The organism is Bradyrhizobium sp. USDA 4354 (assembly GCF_054060315.1).
The window spans coordinates 2,639,582-2,663,680 of record NZ_JBSSDC010000001.1 but is presented as its reverse complement, the minus strand read 5'-3'; the positions used below and the strand labels follow the sequence as shown (position 1 = coordinate 2,663,680).

The 24,099-nt window shown below is 65.5% G+C and carries 23 protein-coding genes; 11 read left to right on the top strand and 12 right to left on the bottom strand.

Translation table 11 applies throughout. The features are described 5' to 3' along the window. Window positions 1-143: 143 nt before the first annotated feature. The 6 genes from lpxK to ACVIIV_RS12410 form a co-directional block, all read right to left on the bottom strand. Window positions 144-1,160 carry a tetraacyldisaccharide 4'-kinase gene (gene lpxK, locus ACVIIV_RS12435; protein ID WP_456744446.1) on the bottom strand — a complete coding sequence of 339 codons (1,017 nt, stop codon included), beginning with the start codon at window positions 1,158-1,160 and terminating at the stop codon, window positions 144-146. Next, window positions 1,153-2,499 (bottom strand): 3-deoxy-D-manno-octulosonic acid transferase, encoded by a 1,347-nt coding sequence (locus ACVIIV_RS12430; protein WP_456744445.1) that lies wholly within the window; start codon window positions 2,497-2,499, stop codon window positions 1,153-1,155. The genes lpxK and ACVIIV_RS12430 overlap by 8 nt, the downstream gene beginning before the upstream one ends. Further along, window positions 2,462-3,175 (bottom strand): lysophospholipid acyltransferase family protein, encoded by a 714-nt coding sequence (locus tag ACVIIV_RS12425; RefSeq protein ID WP_456744444.1) that lies wholly within the window; start codon window positions 3,173-3,175, stop codon window positions 2,462-2,464. The genes ACVIIV_RS12430 and ACVIIV_RS12425 overlap by 38 nt, the downstream gene beginning before the upstream one ends. After that, window positions 3,172-3,414 (bottom strand): DUF4170 domain-containing protein, encoded by a 243-nt coding sequence (locus tag ACVIIV_RS12420; protein ID WP_027575891.1) that lies wholly within the window; start codon window positions 3,412-3,414, stop codon window positions 3,172-3,174. The genes ACVIIV_RS12425 and ACVIIV_RS12420 overlap by 4 nt, the downstream gene beginning before the upstream one ends. A 61-nt stretch (window positions 3,415-3,475) precedes the next feature. After that, window positions 3,476-4,294: a 3'(2'),5'-bisphosphate nucleotidase CysQ gene (locus tag ACVIIV_RS12415; RefSeq protein ID WP_456744443.1), complete on the bottom strand. Its 819-nt coding sequence runs from the start codon at window positions 4,292-4,294 to the stop codon at window positions 3,476-3,478. Beyond that, the gene (locus ACVIIV_RS12410; RefSeq protein ID WP_456744442.1) at window positions 4,281-5,684 is read right to left on the bottom strand and encodes a TldD/PmbA family protein; all 1,404 of its coding nucleotides are present in this window, start codon (window positions 5,682-5,684) and stop codon (window positions 4,281-4,283) included. The genes ACVIIV_RS12415 and ACVIIV_RS12410 overlap by 14 nt, the downstream gene beginning before the upstream one ends. Before the next feature lie 263 nt (window positions 5,685-5,947). Between ACVIIV_RS12410 and ACVIIV_RS12405 the strand changes: the two genes are divergently transcribed. Then, window positions 5,948-6,466: a DUF6101 family protein gene (locus tag ACVIIV_RS12405; protein WP_456744441.1), complete on the top strand. Its 519-nt coding sequence runs from the start codon at window positions 5,948-5,950 to the stop codon at window positions 6,464-6,466. Window positions 6,467-6,572: 106 nt separating this feature from the next. On the opposite strand, the gene ubiA is transcribed toward ACVIIV_RS12405, so the two are convergent. Both ubiA and ACVIIV_RS12395 read right to left on the bottom strand, forming a co-directional pair. Then, the gene (ubiA, locus tag ACVIIV_RS12400; protein ID WP_456744440.1) at window positions 6,573-7,529 is read right to left on the bottom strand and encodes a 4-hydroxybenzoate octaprenyltransferase; all 957 of its coding nucleotides are present in this window, start codon (window positions 7,527-7,529) and stop codon (window positions 6,573-6,575) included. Between the two features lie 142 nt (window positions 7,530-7,671). Next, entirely contained in the window at window positions 7,672-8,334 is a 663-nt protein-coding gene (locus ACVIIV_RS12395; protein WP_456744439.1) for a hypothetical protein, read from the bottom strand. A gap of 212 nt (window positions 8,335-8,546) precedes the next feature. Here ACVIIV_RS12395 and ACVIIV_RS12390 point away from each other — a divergent pair, with 212 nt between their 5' ends. From ACVIIV_RS12390 to ACVIIV_RS12365, 6 genes are all read left to right on the top strand, one after another. Next, entirely contained in the window at window positions 8,547-9,302 is a 756-nt protein-coding gene (locus ACVIIV_RS12390; protein WP_456744438.1) for a 16S rRNA (uracil(1498)-N(3))-methyltransferase, read from the top strand. 134 nt (window positions 9,303-9,436) lie between these two features. Then, window positions 9,437-10,588, top strand: coding sequence for an ATP phosphoribosyltransferase regulatory subunit (locus ACVIIV_RS12385; RefSeq protein WP_456744437.1), 1,152 nt, complete (start codon window positions 9,437-9,439; stop codon window positions 10,586-10,588). Between the two features lie 3 nt (window positions 10,589-10,591). Next, a complete protein-coding gene (gene hisG, locus ACVIIV_RS12380) occupies window positions 10,592-11,569 on the top strand; it encodes an ATP phosphoribosyltransferase (RefSeq protein ID WP_456744436.1) in 978 nt (325 codons plus the stop codon). A 98-nt stretch (window positions 11,570-11,667) separates the two neighbouring features. Then, window positions 11,668-12,729, top strand: a complete 1,062-nt coding sequence (locus ACVIIV_RS12375) for a glycosyltransferase family 2 protein (RefSeq protein ID WP_456744435.1) — start codon at window positions 11,668-11,670, stop codon at window positions 12,727-12,729. Continuing rightward, on the top strand, window positions 12,726-13,571 hold the full coding sequence (locus ACVIIV_RS12370; protein WP_456744434.1) for a ChbG/HpnK family deacetylase: 846 nt from the start codon (window positions 12,726-12,728) through the stop codon (window positions 13,569-13,571). Before ACVIIV_RS12375 ends, ACVIIV_RS12370 begins: the two co-directional genes overlap by 4 nt. 126 nt (window positions 13,572-13,697) lie before the next feature. After that, window positions 13,698-14,519: a DUF2076 domain-containing protein gene (locus ACVIIV_RS12365; protein ID WP_456744433.1), complete on the top strand. Its 822-nt coding sequence runs from the start codon at window positions 13,698-13,700 to the stop codon at window positions 14,517-14,519. A 638-nt stretch (window positions 14,520-15,157) separates the two neighbouring features. Here ACVIIV_RS12365 and ACVIIV_RS12360 read toward each other — a convergent pair. Further along, a complete protein-coding gene (locus ACVIIV_RS12360) occupies window positions 15,158-15,973 on the bottom strand; it encodes a L,D-transpeptidase family protein (protein ID WP_456744432.1) in 816 nt (271 codons plus the stop codon). 316 nt (window positions 15,974-16,289) lie between these two features. Between ACVIIV_RS12360 and ACVIIV_RS12355 the strand changes: the two genes are divergently transcribed. Then, window positions 16,290-17,075, top strand: coding sequence for a protein phosphatase CheZ (locus tag ACVIIV_RS12355; protein ID WP_456744431.1), 786 nt, complete (start codon window positions 16,290-16,292; stop codon window positions 17,073-17,075). 160 nt (window positions 17,076-17,235) lie between these two features. Here the strand turns inward: ACVIIV_RS12355 and ACVIIV_RS12350 are convergent, their stop codons facing one another. Next, a complete protein-coding gene (locus tag ACVIIV_RS12350) occupies window positions 17,236-17,757 on the bottom strand; it encodes a hypothetical protein (protein WP_456744430.1) in 522 nt (173 codons plus the stop codon). A 315-nt stretch (window positions 17,758-18,072) separates the two neighbouring features. Between ACVIIV_RS12350 and ACVIIV_RS12345 the strand changes: the two genes are divergently transcribed. The 3 genes from ACVIIV_RS12345 to ACVIIV_RS12335 all read left to right on the top strand — a co-directional run bounded on the left by ACVIIV_RS12345 (window position 18,073) and on the right by ACVIIV_RS12335 (window position 21,656). Further along, a complete protein-coding gene (locus tag ACVIIV_RS12345) occupies window positions 18,073-18,369 on the top strand; it encodes a co-chaperone GroES (RefSeq protein ID WP_008544107.1) in 297 nt (98 codons plus the stop codon). A gap of 242 nt (window positions 18,370-18,611) precedes the next feature. Continuing rightward, entirely contained in the window at window positions 18,612-20,243 is a 1,632-nt protein-coding gene (groL, locus tag ACVIIV_RS12340) for a chaperonin GroEL (protein ID WP_456744429.1), read from the top strand. Between the two features lie 201 nt (window positions 20,244-20,444). Then, window positions 20,445-21,656, top strand: a complete 1,212-nt coding sequence (locus tag ACVIIV_RS12335) for a hypothetical protein (protein ID WP_456744428.1) — start codon at window positions 20,445-20,447, stop codon at window positions 21,654-21,656. A 164-nt stretch (window positions 21,657-21,820) separates the two neighbouring features. On the opposite strand, the gene ACVIIV_RS12330 is transcribed toward ACVIIV_RS12335, so the two are convergent. Together ACVIIV_RS12330 and ACVIIV_RS12325 are read right to left on the bottom strand one after the other, a co-directional pair. Beyond that, window positions 21,821-22,219, bottom strand: a complete 399-nt coding sequence (locus ACVIIV_RS12330) for an META domain-containing protein (RefSeq protein ID WP_456744427.1) — start codon at window positions 22,217-22,219, stop codon at window positions 21,821-21,823. A 130-nt stretch (window positions 22,220-22,349) separates the two neighbouring features. After that, complete coding sequence (locus ACVIIV_RS12325) at window positions 22,350-24,014, bottom strand: L-lactate permease (RefSeq protein ID WP_456744426.1); 1,665 nt, start codon at window positions 24,012-24,014, stop codon at window positions 22,350-22,352. Window positions 24,015-24,099 lie beyond the last annotated feature (85 nt).

The following is a 24,099-nucleotide window of genomic DNA, read 5'->3' as shown; positions in this document are numbered from 1 at the left end:
TCACCATCGTCGGATTGATGGCCGTCGGAGCGTGGTGAGCATGACCCGTCACCTCGTTGCAGACATGGTTCTGAATTTCTCATGAGCGCAGCCGCCGTAGGGTAGGCAAAGCGCAGGCGTTGCGCTTTGCCTACCCTACGAGATCATCGCGCGGAAAACCTTCGCTCGCGCGCCCTGTACAGATGATAGCTGATCAATTGCCGCAGCTTTGCCGGTTCATCGAATTCGAGCTGAACGGCGAACGGCACGATGCCATCAGGCACGCCTTCGCGGCCGCGCAGGCGTGCAAGGTCTTTCTCCGTCGTCACCAGCGTGAGCTGCTCGCGCTGTGCATCCGCGGCGAGCGCTGCGATCTCGTCTTGCGAAAACATGTGGTGGTCGGGGAAGGCGCGCGTGCGCGCGACCTCGATGCCGCTCGCACGCAGCGTGCGGAAGAAGCGGCCGGGGTCGCCGATGCCGGCGAAGGCGAACACCCGCTTGCCGAACAGCTGCGCGAGCGATGCAGCAACCGGCTTCAGGCGCGCGCGCAGCTCGGGCTTGTCGCGCTTGGCAAGCTCGGCCGCGACATCGTTGGCGGCACGGCCATCGCCGATCAGCACCAGCGCGTCGGTACGCGCGAGCTGCGCCTGCAGCGGCGCGCGCAGGGGGCCTGCGGGAAACACCTTGCCGTTGCCGAGGCCGCGCTCGCTGTCGATCACGATCAGCGAGGCGTCCTTGAACAGACCAGGATTCTGAAAGCCATCATCCATCAGGATGACGGTGGCGCCTTGCGACTTTGCCATCGCGACGCCGTCGAGGCGGTCGCGCGCGACCGCCACCGGGACGTCGCGCGCCATCATCAGGGGCTCGTCGCCGACGTCAGTTGCGGTGTGACGTGCACGGTCCACCATCACCGGGCCCTTCAGGCGCCCGCCATAGCCGCGGCTGAGCACCACCGGCGTCTCACCGAGCTCGCGCAACAGCCTGGTCAATGCCAGCACGGTCGGCGTCTTGCCGGCGCCGCCGACGTGGTAGTTGCCGACGCAGATCACGGGGATGCCGGCGTCCACGCCCGTGCCCAGCATGCGCCGTGCGGTGATGGCGCCGTAGAGCGCACCCAGAGGACAAAGGACATGCGAGAGCGGGGAACGTGGCCGGTACCAGAAGGCCGGCTCACGCATTGGCGGCCCCCATCTCGATCCGCAACTGCAACAGATACGGCTCGAGCGCGGTCATGGTGCGATCGAGCGCACCGCCAAGCTGCTCGACCACGCCTGACGCTGCACGTTGCATCTTGTCGCGCACCGTCGGCTCGGCCAGGAGCAGGCCGAGCTGCTTGACCAAGGCCTCCTGCGTGTCGGCCTGCCGCGCCCCGCCGCTCGCATCGAGCGCCGCATAGAGGTCGGTGAAATTGAACACGTGCGGACCATGGACGATCGCGGCGCCAAGCTTGATCGCTTCGATCGGATTCTGGCCGCCATGGTGGATCAGCGATCCGCCCATGAACACGATTCCCGAGAGCCGATAGAACAGGCCGAGCTCGCCCATGGTGTCGGCGACATAGACGTCGGTCGTCGCCGTCGGCAGCTCCTCGCGCGAGCGCAATGCCGGCTTCAGGCCCGAGGCCGTGACCAAGCCTGCGATCGAGGAGCCGCGATCCGGATGCCGCGGCACGATCACGGTGAGAAGCTGCGGGAAGAAGCCGACGAGGTTGCGATGCGCGGCGACCAGCATCTCGTCCTCGCCCGGATGGGTCGAGGCCGCGACGATAATGGGGCGCCCGCGCGTCATCGTCATCAGCCGTTCGAGCTTGGCGGGATCGGCCGGCGGCGCCGGCACGTCGAGCTTGAGATTGCCCGTGGTGACGACGTCGCGGCCGCCGAGCGCGGAGAAGCGCTCGGCATCAATCTTCGACTGCGCAAGGCAGATGTCGAACCGCGACAGCAGCGCCGAGATGGTGCGGTGCATGCGCCGCCAGCGCGGGAAGGAGCGCGGCGACATCCGCCCGTTGATCAGCACCATCGGCACCCGGCGCGCTGCGCCGGCGAGGATCAGGTTCGGCCACAGGTCGGATTCGATGAACAGCGCGAGCGATGGCTTCCAGTGATCGAGGAAGCGCGCGACATAGCGCGGCGAGTCATACGGCACGTATTGATGGATGACGTCGGGCGGAAAGCGCTTTGCCACCACAGCCGCCGAGGTGACGGTGCCCGAGGTGAGCAGGATGCGCAGGTTGAGATCGCGCAGGCGCTCGATCAGCGCCGCCGCGGCCAGCACCTCGCCGACGCTGGCGCCGTGGATCCAGACCAGCGGGCCGTGCGGCCGCACGTCGCGGGACAGGCCGCGCCGTTCGCCGACCCGCGCGGGATCCTCCTTGCCCTGCTTCAGCCGCCGCTTGATCAGCGCAGGCGCAAGCGGCACCAGGCCGGAGGCCAGGCGCCGATACATCCGCAACGTGATCGGCAGCGCAATGGGAAGCGATTTAGGCATCTTCCGGTCCCGGGCGGCCGAGTTGCGCATAGGCGCGCCGGGTCGCCTCGTTCAACGTGTCCTCCAGCTCCTGCCGCAACGCTTCCATCGTGGCGGCATCGGCATCCGGCGGAACGTGGATTTCCTTGATGCCGACCAACGCGCCCCGCCCGAACGGCAAATTGATGGTGGTGCGGTCCCAGTTCTTGAGCCGGACGAAGCGGCTGGTCGCCATCGCGAAAGGCATGATCGGCCGTCCCGATTCCCGTGCCAGCATGATGATGCCGAGCCCGGCCACGCGCGAGCGCTTGGGGACATCGGCGGTCAGCGCGACATTACAACCGTCCTGGAGCGTCCGCACCATTTCCTTGAAGGCGCCGACGCCACCTTTACGGTGAAACGCGCCGCCATGGTCGCCGGAACCTCTGATCGTGCCGATGCCGAGCCGCTCGGCGGCAATCGCATTGAACTCGCCGTCGCGATGCCGGGAGATCAGCACCCTGGCCTTGTACCAGTCCTTGTTCTTGATGAAGGGCGTGAGGAAATGCTGGCCGTGCCAGAAGGCGAAGATCGCGGGGATCTGCGGCTCGACGCGTTCATAGACGTCAGGCGGATCGAACGTGAAGGTGTTGGTCCGCCAGACCAGGCGCAGATATTCGGCCGCCAGGACCCCGACGGCACGCTGAACGAAGCTGCTTCGCAGCGTATTGCGAAGCAGTTTTTTCAACGCGCCGGTTCTTGATTCGGATCGAGCAGCCGATGCAGGTGGACGATGAAGTAGCGCATCTGCGCGTTGTCGACCGTGCTCTGCGCCTTGGCCCGCCACGCCGCGTGAGCGGTGGCATAGTTCGGATAGAGGCCGACGATGTCGACGTCGTCCAGATTCTTGAAGGTGTTGTGCTCGAGATCGACGAGCTCGCCGCCGATGACGAGGTGAAGCAGTTGTTGCGGGGCACTATCTGGCATGAGTTCTGTTCCTAACGGGCTGCCCGGCAAAGCAGTGTTCGAGAAGCACGACGAAAGCGCTTTAGGCTAAGGGACGGTTGCGGAAATGCGCGACAATGCCCGCATGACGATCGCGTCCCGCTGCCACCAGCACCCCGTGCGCCACTTCCCGGCGGTTATAGAGGATGGGATCTCCGGAGAGGTCGCTCATCCTACCATCCGCTTCCTGCACGATCAAATCGGCCGCCGCAAGGTCCCAATCATGGCTGTTGCCCCCCGCAAAAGCCGCATCCAGCGCGCCATGGGCCACGCGGCACAGCCGCAGCGCCAGCGAGCCGATTCGCCGATGCAGCTTGATCTCGCCGAGTGACGGCTTCAGCCGCTCGACCAGCGGCTTCGGGCCGGCGACGCGGGCGAAGTCGAGCTCGGATCCGGCCGTCGCCCGCACCGGCTTGTCGTTGAGCGTCGTGCCCAGGCCGCGCACCGCGAAGAAGAACTCCTCGCTCGCCGGCGCGAACACCGCGGCCAGCACCGGCGCAGCATCCTCGACCAGCGCAACGCTGACGCACCATTCGTCATGCCCGCCGAGATAATTGCGCGTGCCGTCGATGGGATCGACGATCCAAGTCAGCCGCCGCGACAGCCGCGCCGCATCGTCGGCGCTCTCCTCGGACAGCCAGCCATAGTCGGGCGTGGCGGCGCGCAGGCGCGTTTCGAGCAGGTCGTTGACGGCGATGTCGGCCTCCGACACCGGCGAGGACGCGCCCTTGGTCCACTTCCTCAGCTCGGTCCGGAACATCGACTGCGCCAGCGCACCCGCCTCCCGCACCGTGTCCTTCAGCAGCGCCGCGTCACGGGTCAGGGTGGTTTCGTCGAGAGAGTGCGCGTCAGCGTCCGCCAAGCGTCAAACCCTCGATGCGCACCGTCGGCGCATTGATGCCGTAGCGGAATTCGAGATTGTTCGCCGGCTGCATCGACTTGAATATCTCGAACAGGTGCCCGGCGATCGTGACTTCGCTGACGGGATAGGTGATCTCGCCGTTCTCGATCCAGAAGCCGGAGGCGCCGCGGCTGTAATCGCCGGTGACGCCGTTGACGCCGGAGCCGATCAGATCGGTGACGTAGAAGCCCTGTTTGATATCCGCGATCAGCTCGGCCGGCGTCGGCGTGCCGGGCTCGAGATGCAGATTGTACGGTCCCGGCGAGGGCGAGGAGGAAACACCGCGATGGGCATGGCCGGTCGTGGTGAGGCCGAGCTCGCGCGCGGTCGCGCAATCGAGCAGCCAGGTCGTCAGCACGCCCTCGTCGACCAGCGCGGTCCGCTTCACCGCGACGCCTTCGGCATCGAAGGTCTGCGAGCGCAGGCCGCGCTTGCGCAAGGGATCGTCGACGACGCGGATGTTCTTGGCAAACAGCTGCTGGCCGAGCTTGTCCTTGAGGAAGCTGGTCTTGCGCGCGATGGAAGCGCCGTTGATGGCGCCGACGAGGTGGCCGACCAGCGAGCCGGCGACGCGCGGATCGAACACGACCGGCACCTTGCAGGTCTCGACCTTGCGCGGATTGTAGCGTGCCACGGTGCGCTCGCCGGCGGAACGGCCGACGGCTTCCGGCGACAACAGATCGGCGCCATGCGGCGCCGAGGTGAAGTCGTAGTCGCGTTCCATGCCGGTGCCTTCGCCCGATATGGCGGTTGCGGAAATGCCCTGGCTGGAGCGGAGGTAAGAGCCGTGGAAGCCGGTCGAGGTGACGAGCACCATGCCGCCGATGCCGGCGGAAGCCGACGCGCCGCCGGACTTGCTCACGCCCTTCACGCCGAGCGCCGCAGCTTCGGCCGCGAGCGCGCGGCGCTCGAGCTCGGCGGTCGCGGGCACATTGGGATCGAGCAGGTCGAGATCGGGGAAGTCGCGCGCGAGCAGCGCGGGATCGGCGAGGCCGACAAATTTGTCGTCGGGCGCGACACGCGCCATCGCCACCGCGCGTTCGGCGAGCTTGGTGACGGCATCGCCGCTGACGTCGTTGGTCGAGACCACCGCCTGGCGCTGGCCGACCAGCACGCGCAGGCCGACATCGTCGCCCTCGGACCGCTCGGATTCCTCGACACGGCCGTCGCGGACCTCGACGCCCTGCGAGACGCCGCGCACCGCGACCGCATCGGCCGCATCCGCGCCGGCGCGTCTGGCCGCCTCGACCAGGCGCTGCGCGAGATCGGAGAGCGCGGACTGATCGAACAGGTCGCGATTGGCCTGCGACGAATTTTGGGTCGATAGCGTCGAGCTTGGTGAAGAGTTCACGAACGAAATCCTGTTGGGGCGGGGTTCGGGACCGGAACCCACAGATGTGCCCTGATTGCGCGGACTTCAAGCATTTTCAGCCCGCCAAAAGCTCAGATTCGCAGCGCTCGCGCAACGTCTCGTCAATCATGCGCGCCAAGGTCTTGTCAATCATGAGGAGCAGTGACGGTGGGTTAACCAGCCTTTTTAAGCGGTTTCGGACCGGCGCGCGCTAAGGTCTTCGCATCGACCGGGAACATAATCCCGGCGGGGAGAACTAAGCCGTGAGGCGTCAAACAGCAACATGCGGGGCCAACCCCGCCGGGTCGAGCCGCTCCTTGCGGCTCGACCCTCTTTCCCTTCCGGTCCGCTTCGATGCGCACGATCCGCGCGCCGACGGACATGTCAGGCAGATCGAGCTTCATCGCGAGCGCGTCGTGCTGCGTCGTGCCGTCCGCGGCATGCAGATGGCGATCAACGTGCGCGTTGCCGACTTCACCGGCGTCGCCTTGCGCGGAAACGACGAAGCGCAGACGCTCGTCCTCGTGCATCGCGATCCCTCGCTGTCCATTCCGCTGCTGGTCGGCGCCGATGCGGACGAGATCGCGCAAGCCTGGGCGATCTGGAGCGAGCTCTTCGCGCTGCCGCAGCTCGACGAGGGCGCCCGCAAGCCCGCAGCCCGCCGTCGCCGCGCCAACGCGATCCGCGCCCGCCGCCCGAAATTCCTGATGCGCCGGCGCACGGGCATCGCGCGCGAGCTGCCGGTTCATCGCGCCGAACGCGAGATCATCGCGAGGAATTAAAGGTGCCGTAGGGTGGGCAAAGCGAAAGCGTGCCCACCGCTTCTGTCTCAATCTTGGAAAAGATGGTGGGCACGGCGCATGGGCGCCTTTGCCCACCCTACGAGAGCTACGCCGCCCGCATCACGGCGTCCACCAGCAATCCCGCAAACAGCAGCAAGCCAGCATCGCGGTTCGACTTGAACAGGCGAAGGCACAGCTCGGGATCGTAGATCTTCAAGCGCACGATCTGCAAGGCGAGATGCGCGGCGAAGGCGATCAGCCCGAGCCAGGCCGGCCAGCGCGCATCGCCCGACGCCAGCGCGATGCCGATCAGCATCACCGCGAGCCCGTAGAACAGGATCAGCGCCTGGCGCGTATGCGCGCCGAACAGGCGCGCGGTCGACTTGATGCCGATCAGCGCGTCATCCTCGGTGTCCTGATGCGCGTAGATCGTGTCATAGCCGATCACCCAGGAAATCGCGCCGGCATAGAGCACGAGCGCAGTGACGTCGATGCGTCCGAAGGTGACGGCAAATCCCATCAAGGCGCCCCACGAGAAGGCAAGGCCGAGCACGATCTGCGGCCACCAGGTGATGCGCTTCATGAAGGGATAGATCGCGACGATCACGAGCGAGGCGATGCCGGTCGCAATCGCGAAGCGGTTGAATTGCAGGAGCACCACGAGACCGATCAGCGCCTGTGCGACCATGAAGACCAGCGCCTGCTTCGTGGTCACCTGCCCTGACGGCAGCGGCCGCGAACGCGTGCGCTCGACCTTGTCGTCGAGATCGCGGTCGGTGATGTCGTTCCAGGTGCAGCCGGCCCCGCGCATCACGAAGGCGCCGATGAAAAACAGCACGATGGTGAGCGGCAGGCCGCGGACGTCGTGCGCCATGCCGGCGGCCAGCGCCGCCGACCACCAACATGGCATCAAGAGAAGCCAGGAGCCGATCGGACGGTCGAAGCGAGACAGGCGGAGGTAAGGTCGCGCCCAGAGCGGCGCGAGCGTATCGACCCAGTTGCCAGTGGAATCGGCAACGCGGGCGGATGAGCTGGTGCCCAGTTTTCGAAGTTCGTATTCCATCGCGGCGTATTCCGGTACGAACTTCGAAAACTACAAGGGCACTAGCAAGAAAATCATAATTCACGTGCCGCTTATCGATTTGAAGTTCCTATGAGGATCTCGCGGCAAGCACCGTAGGAACTTCAAATCGGCGGCACGTGTATCATCGGGTCAGGACGTTGCCGTTGAGCGTATCGAAGGTGCTGCCACCCTTCTTGCCGGCATTGGCCTCAGGCGCCGAACCCGACCCCAGCACCTCGCTCAGCGACGGACCGGCCGGACGCGTCTGCTGTTGCTGCATCTGCTGCGCAACGTTGCAGACTTTCGTCGCCATGGCCTCGGTGTTCTTGTGGCCGTCCTTCATCTGAGCACTGACCTGCGGCGGGATTCCGCATTTGGCGGCGTTGCTCTCGATGTACTTGATCATCTTGGTCTCGGCCTGGCTGAAATTGCGGATCAGCTTGCAGGCCTCGTCCGGCGGTGCATGACGGTCGCTCGCGGCCTTGATCAGCTTGCCGCGCTTCTCGGCCTCCTCACGCAGCGGAATGAAGGCCTTCATGCAGTCCTCGCCGGGACCGGCTTGCGTCGGCGGAGCGGCGCTGAAAGCGCCGGCGCCGCCGAGCGGCGCGGCGCCGTTCACGGGAAAGGACGATTGCGGCGCCGTGCCGACGGAGGCGACGGGCGCCGAGCCGTTCACGGGCGGAAACGCGGAGCTGTTCGCGGCCTGGTTTGGCAGCGGTGCCGGGAAGGCGCTTTGCGCATAAGCGCCCGCGGCTCCCATGGCGACCATGGCGGCAGTGATCGGAACCATCAGATGACGGATCATGAAGGCAGTCTCTCCGGCAGGAGCTTACGGGGTTCGGCGTCTTCCCAATTGAAGCGCAACCAAGCGTGTTCGCGTTTTTACGATTCCCGCCGGCCCTTAACAACCCGTCGAATAGGGCAAGAGCGCGGCGCGGAGACGCACCAATTCGGCGATATTTACCCCCAAAAGTACTGGTTTCGGTTAAGAACGGCGGCAGATCGGACCCTTGAACGATGCCCTCCCACGATTTTCGCGCCCCTCGCCTGTTCGTTGACGCCCCCCTCGCCCAGGACGCCAGGGTGCCGCTCGACCGCGACCAGAGCAATTATCTGGGCAACGTGCTGCGGCTGGCCGCCGGGGCAGAAGTCCTGGCCTTCAACGGCCGCGACGGCGAATGGCAGGCCGCCATCGAAGGCCGCAAGCGGCCGGATGGCCTCGTCATCCTCCAGCAGACCCGGCCGCAGGACCGGCTTGCCGACCTGACTTACGTCTTCGCCCCTCTCAAGCATGCCCGGCTCGACTACATGGTCCAGAAGGCCATTGAGATGGGCGCCGCCAGCCTGCAACCGGTCCTGACCAGGTATACCCAGGCCTCCCGGGTCAACACCGAGCGGATGCGCGCCAATGTGGTCGAGGCGGCCGAGCAATGCGGCATCCTCAGCATCGCCACCGTGGCCGAGCCGGTGCCGCTGGAGCGCTTTTTGAGCCAGCGCGCCGCGGGCCGGTTGCTGATCTTCTGCGATGAGGCGGCAGAGGTCCAAGACGCCATTCAGAGCCTGGAAAGCGCCCGCGAGTCCAGTCAAGGTATCGACGTGCTGATCGGCCCCGAAGGCGGCTTCGCCGAGGAAGAGCGCGCGCTGCTGCTGCGGCAGCCCAGGATCCTGCGGCTGGCGCTCGGCCCGCGAATCATGCGGGCCGACACGGCCGCTGTGGCCGCGCTGGCGCTGGTGCAGGCGGTGCTTGGCGATTGGGGCGGGAGAACCGCCTGATCCTGCGCATTGCCCACCCGTTAAGCGATTGATCCTTTGGAGGTCGAAACCGCTTTCGGGCCATGCTAAGGGCTGCGGCAATTCGCTTGCCTCCCCTTGCCCTGCCCGGTTCCACCGGGACCATGGACCCTGTTATGACCGCGACTGCCAACTCAAATGCTGCCGGCTCCGCCGCCTGGGCGGATACGCTGCTCTTGTCGTTCGCGCAGGCCGGCTATGTCAGGGCCGAGCCCGCCATCCTGCAACCGGCCGAGCCGTTCCTGGACCTTTCCGGCGAGGACATCCGCAAGAGCCTGTACCTCACCACCGACCTCTCCGGCGAGGAGCTCTGCCTGCGCCCGGACCTGACCATTCCGGTGGCGCGCGACTACCTGGCCTCGGGGCGCGCCGGCCAGCCGGCCGGATTCAGCTATCTCGGCCCGGTGTTCCGCTACCGCAGCGGCCAGGGCAGCGAATTCCTGCAAGCCGGCATCGAATCATTCGCCCGTCAGGACCGCGCCGCGGCCGATGCCGAGATGCTGGCACTGGCGCTGGAGGCGACCGCCGCCTTCGGCGTCCGCGACGTCGAGATCCGCACCGGCGATGTCGCGCTGTTCAATGCCCTACTGGACGCACTCAACCTCTATCCGGTCTGGCGCCGTCGCCTGGTCAAGGATTTCAACCGCAAGATCAGCCTGGAGAAGGATCTGGAGCGACTGGCAGCCGCAGCCACCGCGACCCGCAGCGAATATGAGGGCGTGCTGGCTGCCCTTGCCGGCTCCGACCGCAAGGCGGCGCTCGCCTTCGTCACCGATCTGATGTCGATTGCCGGCACCACCCATGTCGGCGGCCGCACCACGGCCGAGATCGCCGACCGCTTTCTCGAGCAATCGACGCTGAAGGGCGGCGCGCTGCCGCGCGAGGCGGTCACCGTGCTCAAGCGCTTCCTGTCGATATCGGGCAATCCCGACGATGCCATTGCCGAGCTGCGCGCGCTCACGACCGACGCGAAGCTCGATCTCGCCTCGGCAGTCGACCAATTCGAGAGCCGGGTCGGCTTCATGGCCGCGCGCGGCATCGACGTGAAGCAGACGCGCTTCTCGACCGCATTCGGGCGCGGGCTCGATTATTACACCGGCTTCGAATTCGAGCTTCATCACAGGGGCAACGGCGCCGAGCCGCTGGTCGCCGGCGGCCGCTATGACGGGCTGATGACCCAGCTCGGCTCGACCGCGCCGATCCCCGCGGTCGGCTTCTCGGTCTGGGTGGACGCGCTGAACCGGATCGGCCGCAAGGTGGGAGCTTAAGTCATGAGCGCGCCATTCGTTCTGGCCGTTCCCTCCAAGGGCCGCCTGCAGGAGAATACCGAGGCTTTCTTCGCCCGCGCCGGGCTCAAGCTGTCGAAGGCCGGCGGCGCCCGCGACTATCGCGGCACCATCGCCGGCCTCGACAATGTCGAGGTCGCCTATCTCTCGGCGAGCGAGATCGCCTCGCAACTGTCCCGCGGCTTCGCGCATCTTGGCGTCACCGGCGAGGACCTGGTGCGCGAGACCATCGCGGATGCCGACAGGCGCGTGTCGCTGATCGAAGGGCTCGGCTTCGGCTATGCCGATGTCGTCGTCGCGGTGCCGCAGGCCTGGATCGACGTCCGCACCATGGCAGACCTCGACGACGTCACCACCGGCTTCCGCGAGCAACATCACATGCGGATGCGGGTCGCGACCAAGTTCGTCAACCTCACCCGCGGCTTCTTCCAGGCTCACGGCATCACGGATTACCGCATCGTCGAAAGCGCGGGGGCGACCGAGGGCGCGCCGGCGGCCGGCAGCGCCGAGCTGATCGTCGACATCACCACCACCGGCGCGACGCTCGCCGCCAACGGCCTGCGGGTGCTCGACGACGGCGTGATCCTGCGCAGCCAGGCCAATCTGGTGGCCTCCAAAGAGGCCGACTGGTCGCCGCATGCGCGCGAGACCGCGCGCGTCATCCTCGATCACATCGCAGCACGGGCGCGGGCCAACAAGTACCGCGAGGTCCGCACCCGCTTCCGGCAATGCGACGCCGCCCTGCTCGGCGAGGCCCACAGCCGATACGGAGTCGAGGCCCCGTTCGGCGGTCCGACTTCGTCAGGCATGCTGACGCTGCACTGCCCGCCCGGGCAGCTCTATGCGCTGGCAAGCTTCCTGCGCGAGCATGGCGCCGAGACCGTCTCGGTGGTCTCGCTCGACTACGTGTTCGACCGGGAGAACCCGCTATTCGCCAAGCTCGAGGCGTTTCTGGGGCGGTGAGCCCAACGTTTTTGAGCAGTTTCGTTCAGCGTAGCGACAGCAAACGGCAGCTACCATATGCTGTTGAGAAGACCTAAACGCCTCTGGAACCTTGATCGATGACGCTGGGCTCTGACGTATCCGGCATGACGACCACCGCAGCTAGCGCCGCAGCGAAGGGGCTGTCGATCGTCATTCCCGTCTACAACGAGGCGGCCGGCCTCGCCGCCCTGCATCAGCGCATCTGCGATCTCGCAAAGACCTTGCGGCAGCGCTATCGCCTCGGTTGCGAGGTCGTTTATGTCGACGACGGCAGCGCGGATGCGACGTTGTCGATCGCCCGGTCGCTGCCGGCCGACGCAATCGACGTCCAGGTGGTGTCCCTGTCGCGCAATTTCGGCAAGGAAGCCGCGCTGATGGCGGGCCTCGACCATGCCCGGCTCGGCGCCGTGATGTTCATGGACGGCGACGGCCAGCATCCGCCGGCGCTGATCGAACAGCTGGTGCGTCACTGGATCGATGATGGCTATGACGTCGTCTATACCGCCAAGGCGCATCGCGACAACGAGCCCTTCCTGCGCCGTGTCGCGGTGCATGGCTTCTACGCACTGATCAATTGGGGCGCCCGCCAGAAGATTCCGGAAGACGCCGGCGACTTCCGCCTGCTGTCGCCGCGCGCAGTCGCCGCGCTCAGGCAGCTGCCGGAACGCAACCGCTTCTTCAAGGGCCTCGCCAGCTGGATCGGCTTTCGCCAGATCCGCGTCGACTACGAGCCTGCGGCGCGCGCCCATGGCGTCACCACCTTCAACGCCGCAAGCCTGCTCGGTCTCTCGATCGAAGGCCTGACCTCGTTCTCGGTGGCGCCTTTGCGTTTCGCCAGCCTGCTCGGCGTTATCCTCGCCGGAGGTGCCTTCCTGTTCGGCCTGTCGATCCTTTGGGAGGTCTGGACCACAGGCAAGCAGGTCCCCGGCTATCCCTCGCTCGTGATCGGCCTGATGACCATCGGCGGCGTGCAGCTCATCATGATCGGCATCGTCGGCGAATATATCGGAAAGATCCTGTCCGAGTTGAAGGCGCGCCCGATCTACTTCGTCGCCGAGCACAGCGAGAAGCATTTCGAAGCCGGCAAGGCCCAGGACGCTTCAAGCCAGGACGCCGCGAGCAGGACGGCAGCCGAATGAGCACCGCCGCGCGCCCGCGGCGAATCTGGCTCTGCGCTGACGATTACGGCATCAGCCCGGGCGTCAACCGCGCCATCCGCGACCTGATCGAACGCGGCCGCCTCAACGCCACTTCGGTGATGATGGTGGGACCCGCGATCGCGCGCGGCGAAGTCGAGGCGCTTCAGGCTTCGGCAACGCAAAGCCCGCGCTGCGCGATCGGATTGCATGTGACGCTGTCGGCGCCGTTCCGGCCGCTCACCATGCACTTCCGTCCTCTGGACGGCGACATGTTCATGCCGTTTCCAAAACTGCTGCGCGCCGGATTGATGCGGCGGCTCGACCGTGAATTCTTCCGCAACGAGGTGAAGGCGCAGCTGGCCGCCTTCATGGAAGCGTTCGGACGCGCCCCTGATTTCGTCGACGGCCACCAACATGTGCAGCTCTATCCGCAGGTGCGCGACGGCTTTGTCGATGCGGTCGTCGAGGCTGCACCAAACGCCTGGGTGCGCCAGGGCGGCCGCGATCTGCCGCTGGCGCAGCGGCTTGCCTCACCCAAAGCCATGGTGCTCGATATCCTCAGCGCGCAATTCCGCCGCCGCGCCGCCAGCGCCGGCCTCAGCTTCAATCCCGCCTTCGCCGGCGCCTATGATTTTACGCGCGCCGCCGATTTCGGCGCGCTGATGCGGCAGTTCCTGGAAGGCCTTCCCGATGGCGGTCTCGTGATGTGCCACCCCGGCTTCGTCGATGACGTCCTCGCCGGCCTCGACCCGATGACCGATGTCCGCGAGCGCGAGCACGCCTATCTCTCGGGCGACGCCTTCGCGCGCCTGCTGGCGGACAGCAACGTGACACTGGGATGAAACCGGCGAAAAGCGCGCCGGGAGGCAGCTTGTCGCATACGGAAATTTAATCCGGCCGGCACTGTTGGGGCCACAATGGAACCCTACATCTCCTGCGCGCTTGGTTTTGCGCAGAGGAGACAGATCATGACGCCGCAGGAACGCCAGCTCGTCGACGACCTTTTCGACCGGCTTTCAAAGCTGGAAAATGCACCGCGCGATCCTGATGCGACCGCCGCGATTTCCGATGGCCTGCGTAAGGCGCCCGGCGCGGTCTACGCGCTGGTGCAGACCACGCTGTTGCAGGACGAAGCGCTGAAGCGCGCTCATAATCGCATCCAGGAGCTGGAAGCCGCCCAAGCGCCCGAGCCCGCCCAGCCCGGCGGCTTCCTCGACACCATGCGTGACACGCTGTTCGGCGGGAGCCCCTCGCGCGGCTCGGTTCCGAACGTGCCGCCGCGTGAGCAGCGACCGGTCTGGAACACCGGACAGGCGATGCAGCAGGGCCAGCCGGGTTACGGCGCGCCGCCTTACGGACAGGCTTACGGCCAAGGCCCGGGACAAGGTTATGGTGCCCCGCCGGTTGGTGGCGGTGGCGGCTCGTTCCTCGGCACGGCGGCGGCGGCCGCCGCCGGCGTTGTCGGCGGCTCGCTGCTGCTCTCCAGCATCCGCGGCATGATGGGTGGACCGCACCAACAGGCTTTTGGCGATACCAATGCCCTGGGCGACCGCAGCGCAGGTGGAAGCCCTTGGGGCGGCAGCGATCAGTCCGGCGGCTCGCTCGCGCGCGATGCGGGCCTGAACGACATCGGCTCGAACCGGGACAGCCGGCAGGGCTTCGTCGACCAGGCGTCGAATGACCGCGACAACAACGACCAGAATTACGACGACAATCGCGACGACAACTTCGACATGGCCGACGACAGCGATTTCGACGGCGGCGATGACGGCGGCAATGATTACGCGTAAGCAATTCGCCTGGCAGATGTGGAACGGCCGCCTTCGGGCGGCCGGTTTCTTTTGAGGCTGAGACTCAAGCGCATTCTGTGCCACTCCCGCAGAGAAGCCGCTCGATATAATATGACTAATGCACGCGGTGTTGGATGGCACCGAGCTGAACGTCACCAGACGCGCTTGGCTTCACCATAGAAGGCGAAATCGCCCTCTGACACGTAGACTCCCGGATTTCCAAATTTGGACATGGGTGTTCAACTGGAAGAACACGTTGCTTATGCCACACGCCGTGGCTGCCTCTCTTGGCTATAGTCGGGAGTTTTAAGAATGAGTCCACTTCAGCAGCGCATTGCAACCTTGAGCGACGTCACAACTCATCTCATCACCGAATTGTATGAGTTGGAGGGACTGCACGAGCGCGTCAGGAAGGCAGAGCTGTCGGTACGGCGGTTGAACCGCTCGGCTCGCGCACCGCATGAGGCTTCATCAACTCGTCGTCGCCGTTCCGCTAACTCTCGTCTCGGGTCGAGGCGGCGCCGTCAGCAGGCATAGACCATCCAGCCAGTCGTTCGGCGGCACGCACCCCTTCGATGCCGCGCATCCCGAGCCGGCGCGGCACGCGGAGTTGATCGCCCCATCGAGCGCACGACGCTTCACATCACCACGACCTTGGTGCCGACGTTGACGCGGCCGTAGAGATCGATGACGTCCTCGTTGCGCATGCGGATGCAACCGGAGGAGACGTTGGTGCCGATGGTCCAGGGCTCGTTGGAGCCGTGAATGCGATAGAGCGTCGAGCCGAGATACATCGCGCGGGCTCCGAGCGGATTTTCCGGACCACCTTCCATGTGCCGCGGCAAATCGGGCCGGCGCGCGAGCATCTCGGCCGGCGGCGTCCAGTCCGGCCATTCGCGCTTGGCCGTGATCGATTTCACGCCGGACCAGGTGAAGCCGGGACGGCCGACGCCGATGCCGTAGCGCATTGCCCGGCCGTTGCCCTCGACGAGATAGAGGAACTTGTTCGGCGTATCGACCACGATGGTGCCGGGACTTTCCTTGCCGTTATAGTCAACGAGCTGTTTCTCGAATTTCGGATCGAACGGACGCTGCCGCGGATCGACCGCTTCCTGCTGGAGAGCCGCGCCCTGCTGATATCCACCCTGCATCTGCGGCTCGCCCATCGGCGGCAGGCGCCGCTGGTCGTAGTAGGCCGGCTGCTGCTGATACACCGGCTGCTCCGGCGCGTAAGCCGGACCGCGGCCGGGACCATCGCCGAACAGGAACTCGATGAAGCCGCCGCCCATGTTGGAATTGGAAGCGACGCGTACCGGCGCCGGCGGCACGCGCGGCTGGTAGAGCACCGCGGGCGGATCGTTCGGCACGCTGTTGTCGAAAGCCGCGGCGCGATCCGCGCCGGCAATGAAGGTGCAAGCGCTGCCGAGCAGCGCGACAGACATTTTCTTGAACATCGACGTACTCTGTACTGTTTCGTCTAGATCACATGCGTCGTGGAGAGCCGGTGGCTGATCCGCGCCCTTCGACGTGGTCAATAAAAAGCAAAAGCCGTTTTGTTTGGTAAACGGAAAGCGCGTTTCGATTCACCACGTCGCGAGTGGCGGCGCAATTTCGCGATCAGCGTTTATTTTCCATGAACGCCCCCACATCCATGGTTAATCGCTTGTTTGCGCAGCGTCGCGCGCGGCCGATCAGCAGTTCCGCTGTGAACTTCGTGTTAAATCGCTTCTGCCTACAAAGACGCGTGAGTGAGGTGGGGGGAGTAACCTGATGGCTGTTCACCGCAAACGTTTTCGCGTCGAGGATATCGTCAGCGGCGAGATGCCGATTCTGGATGAGACTGAAGAGGCAATCCCGATGCATAGCGAGATCATGGCCGAGCTGCGCGCGATCCGCGCCCAGATGGCGAAGGGCGTCGTCGCGGCCCCGCTGTCCGGCAGCGCTGCCATGGCTGCGATCGACGCCTCGACGGCCCACGAGCTTGCCGAAGCCCGCACCATGCTCGAGACCTATCGGGCGCAGATCGAGCAATGCGAGAAGCTGAAGGTCGAGCTCGACCTCATCCACGATGCCATCGATCGCACCAAGCGCGAGATCGCGACGCTGCACGGCAAGAGCTTCGACGGCGGCGAAATGGCCAAGGTCAATGGCGAGCTCGGCGCGGTGGTCGGCGGCACCGAGCAGGCGACCCAGCAGATCCTCGAAGCCGCGGAATCGATCGACCAGGCCGCCAGCGCAATGTCCAAGGTGGACTCGGCCGATCAGCAGAAGCGCCTTGCCGACGACATCCAGGAACGCGTCATCTCGATCTTCGAAGCCTGCAACTTCCAGGACCTGACCGGCCAGCGCATCAGCAAGGTCATGACCACGATGAAGTTCATCGAGCAGCACATCAATGCGATGATGGAGATCTGGGGCGGCGTCGACGCGATCAAGGTCCATGTGCCGGCGCAGGTCGACAGCCGCAGCGAGGACGAGAAGCTCCTCAACGGCCCGAAGCTCGCCGGCGACGTCGGCCACGCCTCGCAGGACGACATCGACGCGCTGTTCGACTGAGCGGACGCGGACAAAGAGAAAAGCAAGACGCCGGCGCAAGCCGGCGTTTTTTGTTTGCCGTCATTGCGAGCGAAGCGAAGCAATCCAGACTGTCACCCTGGAAAGACTCTGGATTGCTTCGCTACGCTCGCAATGACGAGTGGTTAGGCCGGAACCCCAATCACGCCCTTGGCGCGCAGCGGACGTAGACCATGTTGCCGTAGCGGACGGCGGCGTCCTTGTCGATGAAGCGGGTGATCAGGACGCGGCCGTCGAAGGAGACGATCTCGCGATCCTGCTCGCCGGGGGTTGGACCGGCGGGCCCGATGTAGTTCTTGCCGCTCGGCGAGCCCTTCAGCCGCAGCTCCTGCGGCGTCGCCTGGTCGGCCAGATGCATGACCACGCCGCCGGAGGAGCCGGCGGTGATCACGTAGGGGTTCTTGCACTGCGCCCGGGCGGCAGCCTCGGTGCGGGCGCGGTCGGCCGGGTTCTGGAACGAGGCGAGACCCCAGCGGCCGACGATCTCGTCGGCGCGGATGGTGGCGGGCATTTCCGGAGCGACACCCGGTTCGGCCTCGGGCGGCGGCGGGGACGACGAGAAGGACGGCAGGCTCATGCCGCCGCCGCAGGCGCCCAGCAACAGCGCCAGACAACAGGCGGCCGCCAGATTGGCAACCGTGCGCGCGTGAGCCGAACTGATCATGGCATTCCCCCGAACAAGACCATGGCCGCACCCCTCCCGCAGCCAAGCGCAAAACCGCTGCCGGAGCAATGACGTCCTTTTGTGCGCCGTCGCCCCGAACGAGTTTCCAATGCCACCATCCTATATCCGCCTCAACAACCGCTTAACCACCTTTGCTTGACAGGATCGCGGCCAAGCCATATTTCCGGGCGCACTATTAGCACTCGGAAAGCCCGATTGCTAAGCGCGCCGTTCGATCCTCGAGGAGAGGGTGGACGGAAGCGCCGCCCCACCGACTTCCACTACTTCCGAAGCGAGCCTCCAAAGGGAAACGTCATGGCTAAATCCAAATTTCGTCCGCTGCATGACCGTGTCGTGGTCAAACGTATCGACGCCGAGGAAAAGACCAAGGGCGGCATCATCATTCCCGACACCGCCAAGGAAAAGCCGTCGCAGGGCGAGATCGTCGCCGTCGGCCCTGGCGGCCGCGACGAGACCGGCAAGCTGATCCCGATCGACCTCAAGGTCGGCGACCGCGTGCTGTTCGGCAAGTGGTCGGGCACCGAGGTCAAGATCGACAACGAAGAGCTCCTGATCATGAAGGAGTCGGACATCATGGGCGTGCTGGCCTAAGGCCATCCGCCTGAACGGCCGCTGAATGCTCCACTGTCATGCCCGGGCAGAAGCGCGAAGCGCGTCTTCGCGCTAGATGACCCGGGCATCCATCCTTCCTCACAAGATGATGGATTGCCGGGCCTACGCCACGCCGAAGCGGCTTCGGCCGCGCAGGCGGGTCAAGCCCGGCAATGACGACGAGAGCGCCAGCCGCACGGCACAAGACAAGACACATCACGAAACACGAGGGATTGCAGATCATGGCTGCCAAAGACGTCAAGTTTTCCGGAGACGCGCGCGATCGCATGCTGCGCGGCGTCGACGTTCTCGCCAACGCCGTCAAGGTGACGCTCGGCCCGAAGGGCCGCAACGTCGTCATCGAGAAGAGCTTCGGCGCTCCCCGCATCACCAAGGACGGCGTCACCGTCGCCAAGGAGATCGAGCTCGAGGACAAGTTCGAGAACATGGGCGCCCAGATGGTGCGTGAGGTCGCCTCCAAGACCAACGACCTCGCCGGCGACGGCACCACCACCGCGACCGTGCTGGCCCAGGCCATCGTGCGCGAAGGCGCCAAGGCGGTTGCCGCCGGCATGAACCCGATGGACCTCAAGCGCGGCATCGACACCGCGGTTGCCGCGGTCGTCAAGGACATCGAGAAGCGCGCCAAGCCGGTCGCCGCCTCCTCCGAGGTCGCCCAGGTCGGCACCATCTCGGCCAACGGCGATGCCGCCATCGGCAAGATGATCGCCCAGGCGATGCAGAAGGTCGGCAACGAGGGTGTCATCACCGTCGAGGAGAACAAGTCGCTCGACACCGAGGTCGACATCGTCGAAGGCATGAAGTTCGACCGCGGCTATCTGTCACCCTACTTCGTCACCAATGCCGAGAAGATGACCGCCGAGCTCGAGGACGCCTACATCCTCCTGCACGAGAAGAAGCTCTCGGGCCTGCAGGCCATGCTGCCGGTGCTGGAAGCCGTGGTGCAATCGGGCAAGCCGCTCGTCATCATCGCCGAGGACGTCGAGGGCGAGGCGCTGGCCACCCTGGTCGTCAACCGGCTCCGTGGCGGCCTGAAGGTGGCCGCGGTGAAGGCGCCGGGCTTCGGTGACCGCCGCAAGGCCATGCTGGAGGACATCGCGATCCTCACCGGCGGCCAGCTCATCTCCGAGGAGCTCGGCATCAAGCTCGAGAACGTCACGGTGAAGATGCTGGGACGCGCGGGCAAGGTGGTGATCGACAAGGAGAACACCACGATCGTCAAGGGCGCCGGCAAGAAGCCCGAGATCGAGGCCCGCGTCGGCCAGATCAAGGCCCAGATCGAGGAGACCACCTCGGACTACGACCGTGAGAAGCTCCAGGAGCGCCTCGCCAAGCTCGCGGGCGGCGTTGCGGTGATCCGGGTCGGCGGCGCCACCGAGATCGAGGTCAAGGAGAAGAAGGACCGCGTCGAGGACGCGCTCAACGCCACCCGCGCCGCGGTGCAGGAAGGCATCGTCCCCGGCGGCGGCGTCGCGCTGCTCCGCGCCAAGAAGGCGGTCGGCCGTCTCACCAACGCCAATGATGACGTCCAGGCCGGCATCAACATCGTGCTGAAAGCCCTGGAAGCCCCGATCCGCCAGATCTCCGAGAACGCGGGCGTGGAAGGCTCGATCGTGGTCGGCAAGATCCTGGAGAACAAGTCCGAGACCTTCGGCTTCGACGCCCAGAACGAGGACTATGTCGACATGGTCGAGAAGGGCATCATCGATCCCGCCAAGGTGGTGCGCACCGCGCTGCAGGACGCCTCCTCCGTGGCCGGCCTCTTGGTGACCACCGAGGCCATGGTCGCCGAGCTGCCGAAGAAGGAAGCTCCGCCCGCCATGCCGGCCGGCGGCGGCATGGGCGGCTTCTAAGCCTCCGCCCCATGACAGTGTTGCGAAGGCCGCCTCCGGGCGGCCTTCTTTTTTGCCGACCCTGCCTCTTTCGCTTTCCGATTCAACCGGCAGCCAAAACCCACTACGGTGGCGCGCCGATTCGAGTTGTTTGGGCATGATCCTCTCGGAAAACCGCTTCACACTTTTCCGGATCATGCCCGTTGCGCGAGGATTTCATCAATGCGTGCGCTTCTGGTCTGTTCGACAGCCGTCTTGGCGGCCCTGCTCACCGTTTCGCCGCACTCGGCCTCCGCCCAGATGAAGCTGTCGCCGAAAGCGACAGTGCCGGGCGGAACCGAGACGCGCTATTTCACTTCGATCGACGGGCTGATGGACGGCAATGCCGACGTGATCCTGAAGGAGACGCGCCAGGGCAAGACGGTCACTGCGGCGGTGCTCGACGTCTGTTATCCGATCGCGAAAAATTCCGACCGCAAGGACCGCTTCGTCGTCAATCTCCAGGTCGCCGGCCAGACGTTGACGGGAACGACGCAGAGCCTTGGCGAGAAGTCGCCGGTCAGCGTCAAGCTGACGCGCAAACAGGCCGGCGACACGTTCGAATTCCGCGGCCAGATCGCGATCGGCCAGGCGGTGACCGAGGTCACCTCGCCCGACAATTCCGATCTCAGCGAAAGGGAATTCCTGGACAACCAGACCTCCGATGACGGCATCATGCCGCAGCCGAAGGATTTCACCGACGTCTCGCCGGAAGCGATTGCAGTCAAGGTCAAGCTCGACGCTGCGACCGAGTTCCTGAAGAGCCTGAGGGGTCAGGAGGTCGAGGTGACGCTGGCGAGCCTCACGGTCGGCTGCGACGCGCTGCGCGCGGGCGAGCAGACCATCAACATGTCGGTCGATCCCGAGCGCGCCGGCGCACTGCTGTCGAAATTCAAGGCAATGCCCGGCGTCACGGCCGCAGGCTGGACCGCGGGCATGACCGAGATGGACCGCACCATCCGCTTCCCCGCGGCGGACTGGCGCGAGGGCGACAAGATCAACAAGGGCAAGCTTGCGACTGCAGTGGCGAGCGTGCTGAGCAGGACGCTCGCGGCAAAGCCGGTCTCGCAGAACTTCAACCCGGCCACCGGCAAGCTCAAGCTGGTGTTCAAGCGACCGAACCAGGATTTTCCGGCGCTCGATCTCACCGACACGATCGAGGTCGCAGGCCTCGTCTCGCCGGACAAGCCGGGCACCACCGACAAGCTCATGCTCTGGATCGGCAGCCCCGCGACCACGACCGCCGACGAGAGCAGCGGCGCCAGGCTCAATCTCTCCGACGACGCGAGCCCGGACGAAGAAGGCGATCTGCCCGACGACAACGGATCGATCGAGGCTCTGGTGAAGGAGCTGAAAGGCCAGCGCTGGGACGCCGACAAGTCGGTGTGGAAGTAGGCTTCTCGTGCCCCGGACGCAGCGCAGCACGTCAGTGATGCGCTGCAGAGCCGGGGCCCAGAAGCCACAAGCGACGTCGCGGACGAGAAACTGGGTCCCGGCTCTGCGGCGCATCGCTTGCGCGACGCGCCTTGTCCGGGACACGAGAGCAACGTTCGAGAGGCCTAGTTCCCCGTCGTCCTGAAGCGCAGCGGCTTGGGGCCGATCAGCGTCAGCACGTCGCCCTGGCGCTTCCAGGTCTCGACGCTGCCGAGCGCGGCGACGAGCTCGTCGTCGGCCTGCGCCCTTGCCGGCGGACAGGAGCGGTCCTGGATCTGGCCGGGAACGAAGATCACGGTATTGCCGGCAACCGAGAACTGACCCTTGCCGCCCTTGCACCAGAGCTCCAGCACGACCTCGCCATTGTCGCCGATCTCGATGTTCGGAATCCGCTTCGATCCTGCCTGCGGCGACGCTTCCAGCGTCATCTCGGTGCCGAATGGGAACCCCTCCTCGGCACGCGCGAGCGTGGACATCGCGAGCATTGCAACCGCCGCACACACCAATCGCAGAAGCGAAACCATGAGACCTCTCGTCCGACCTGATTTGCGGCACCTTCTATAAGACGGCAGCGCCATTGAGAAGGTTCGCGGCAGACGCAAAATCCCTGCGGGGCGGACCTCGCGGGGATTTGTCGAAGCGCGGCGTCGACGGCTACTTCAGCACCAGCGCCGTGAACGGCCAGACATAGGCCTGCAACGTCACGAGCACACCGACGAGGCACGCCAGCACGATCGAATGCCAGAACACGAAGCGCAGGATCGTGCCTTCATGGCCGTACCAATTGGTGGCGGTGGAGGCGACCACGATCGACTGCGCGTCGATCATCTTGCCCATCACGCCGCCGGAGGAGTTCGCCGCGCCCATCAGGATCGGCGACAGGCCGAGCTGCTCGGAGGTGATCTTCTGCAGGTTTCCGAACAGCACGTTGGAGGCGGTGTCCGATCCCGTCAGCGCCACGCCCAGCCAGCCGAGCAGCGTGCCGAAGAAGGGATAGAGCACGCCGGTGGCGGCGAAGGCGAGGCCGAGCGTCGCGTCGACGCCGGACAGGCGTGTCAGGGTGCCGATCGCGAGCATCGCCGAGATGGTGATCAGCGAGATCGCGCACAGCCGGATAGTACGGCCATATTCAACGAGCAGCTTGCCGGGACCGACGCCCATGAGGAAGCCGGAGATGATCGCCGCGATCAGCATGCCCGTGCCAGTGAAGGACAGGTAGGTGAAGGCGAACACTGCGCCTTCCGGCGTCGGTTTCGCCGCCACCGGCGGCATCTTGTTGATCATCTTGTCGAGCTCGGGAACCGCGTAGTTGAAGGTGAAGATCGAGTTCGCCCAGGTCTTGAACCAGCCGCTTCCCCACAGCAGCATGACGACGCAGACGATGACCCACGGCAAGAGCGCGCTCCAGAGCTGGGCTTGCGTGAGCGGAGTTTTGTCGAGCGGCTTCGCCGGCGCCATGGTCGCATGCGACGCGTCGTGTCCGCGCAGTTCCGGCGACAGCCACAGCTGCCTCGGGTGCCAGACCTTCAGAAACAGGATGAGAGCCCCCATCGAGATCAGCGATGCCCCGATGTCGACGATCCAGGGATTGATGTGGTTCGAGATCACATATTGCGGGATCGCGAACGACACGCCGGTGACGAGGATCGCCGGCCAGACGTCCTTCATGCCCCTCCACCCCGCGAACGCCCACACCACCCAGAACGGCACGATCAGCGAGAAGAACGGCAATTGCCGGCCGACCATCGCACCCAGGATGTAGGGATCGAGCCCTGTGACCGAGGCAAGGCCCTGGATCGGCGTGCCCAGCGCGCCATAGGCGACCGGCGCGGTGTTTGCGATCAGCGACAGGCCGGAGGCGGCGAGCGGCGAGAAGCCGAGCCCGATCAGCACCGCGCCCGTGATCGCGACCGGCGTGCCGAAGCCCGAGGCACCCTCGAAGAACGCGCCGAACGAGAACGCGATCAGCAGCAGTTGCAGCCGCCGGTCCTCGGTGACGCCGCCGACCGCGCGTTTCAGGAGCTCGAAACGCCCGGTGGTCACCGTCACCTGGTAGAGAAAGATGACGTTGAGAACGATCCAGCCGATGGGGAAGAACCCGGTGACGATGCCCAGCACCGAGGCGCGGATCGACATGTTCGCCGGCATGGTGAAGACGAAGATCGTGATCAGATTGGTCACGATCACGGCGATGACGGCCGCGATATGCGCCTGGACGCGGCCGCTCGCGATCAGGACCAGCAGCGTGACGACGGGCACTGCCGCCGCAATCGTCGACAGCACCGGGCTGTGCAACGGATCATAGATCTGATTCCACATCGTCTTCCTCCCCACGCATGTTTGCGGCAGGCGGCCCGCGTGGAGAGCCGGTCCTGCTTGATGCTGGAAGCGATAACCCCCGAGT

Bases quoted from the DNA above. Each gene is read 5' to 3' on its own strand.
- ACVIIV_RS12325 (WP_456744426.1), bottom strand. From the start codon at position 24,014: ATGTGGAATCAGATCTATGATCCGTTGCACAGCCCGGTGCTGTCGACG.
- groL (WP_456744429.1), top strand. From the start codon at position 18,612: ATGGCTGCCAAAGACGTCAAGTTTTCCGGAGACGCGCGCGATCGCATG.
- lpxK (WP_456744446.1), bottom strand. From the start codon at position 1,160: ATGCGTGAGCCGGCCTTCTGGTACCGGCCACGTTCCCCGCTCTCGCAT.
- ACVIIV_RS12385 (WP_456744437.1), top strand. From the start codon at position 9,437: ATGACCGCGACTGCCAACTCAAATGCTGCCGGCTCCGCCGCCTGGGCG.
- ACVIIV_RS12345 (WP_008544107.1), top strand. From the start codon at position 18,073: ATGGCTAAATCCAAATTTCGTCCGCTGCATGACCGTGTCGTGGTCAAA.
- ACVIIV_RS12350 (WP_456744430.1), bottom strand. From the start codon at position 17,757: ATGATCAGTTCGGCTCACGCGCGCACGGTTGCCAATCTGGCGGCCGCC.
- hisG (WP_456744436.1), top strand. From the start codon at position 10,592: ATGAGCGCGCCATTCGTTCTGGCCGTTCCCTCCAAGGGCCGCCTGCAG.
- ACVIIV_RS12365 (WP_456744433.1), top strand. From the start codon at position 13,698: ATGACGCCGCAGGAACGCCAGCTCGTCGACGACCTTTTCGACCGGCTT.
- ACVIIV_RS12370 (WP_456744434.1), top strand. From the start codon at position 12,726: ATGAGCACCGCCGCGCGCCCGCGGCGAATCTGGCTCTGCGCTGACGAT.
- ACVIIV_RS12390 (WP_456744438.1), top strand. From the start codon at position 8,547: ATGCCCTCCCACGATTTTCGCGCCCCTCGCCTGTTCGTTGACGCCCCC.
- ACVIIV_RS12395 (WP_456744439.1), bottom strand. From the start codon at position 8,334: ATGATCCGTCATCTGATGGTTCCGATCACTGCCGCCATGGTCGCCATG.
- ubiA (WP_456744440.1), bottom strand. From the start codon at position 7,529: ATGGAATACGAACTTCGAAAACTGGGCACCAGCTCATCCGCCCGCGTT.
- ACVIIV_RS12330 (WP_456744427.1), bottom strand. From the start codon at position 22,219: ATGGTTTCGCTTCTGCGATTGGTGTGTGCGGCGGTTGCAATGCTCGCG.
- ACVIIV_RS12335 (WP_456744428.1), top strand. From the start codon at position 20,445: ATGCGTGCGCTTCTGGTCTGTTCGACAGCCGTCTTGGCGGCCCTGCTC.
- ACVIIV_RS12420 (WP_027575891.1), bottom strand. From the start codon at position 3,414: ATGCCAGATAGTGCCCCGCAACAACTGCTTCACCTCGTCATCGGCGGC.
- ACVIIV_RS12430 (WP_456744445.1), bottom strand. From the start codon at position 2,499: ATGCGCAACTCGGCCGCCCGGGACCGGAAGATGCCTAAATCGCTTCCC.
- ACVIIV_RS12360 (WP_456744432.1), bottom strand. From the start codon at position 15,973: ATGTTCAAGAAAATGTCTGTCGCGCTGCTCGGCAGCGCTTGCACCTTC.
- ACVIIV_RS12355 (WP_456744431.1), top strand. From the start codon at position 16,290: ATGGCTGTTCACCGCAAACGTTTTCGCGTCGAGGATATCGTCAGCGGC.
- ACVIIV_RS12375 (WP_456744435.1), top strand. From the start codon at position 11,668: ATGACGCTGGGCTCTGACGTATCCGGCATGACGACCACCGCAGCTAGC.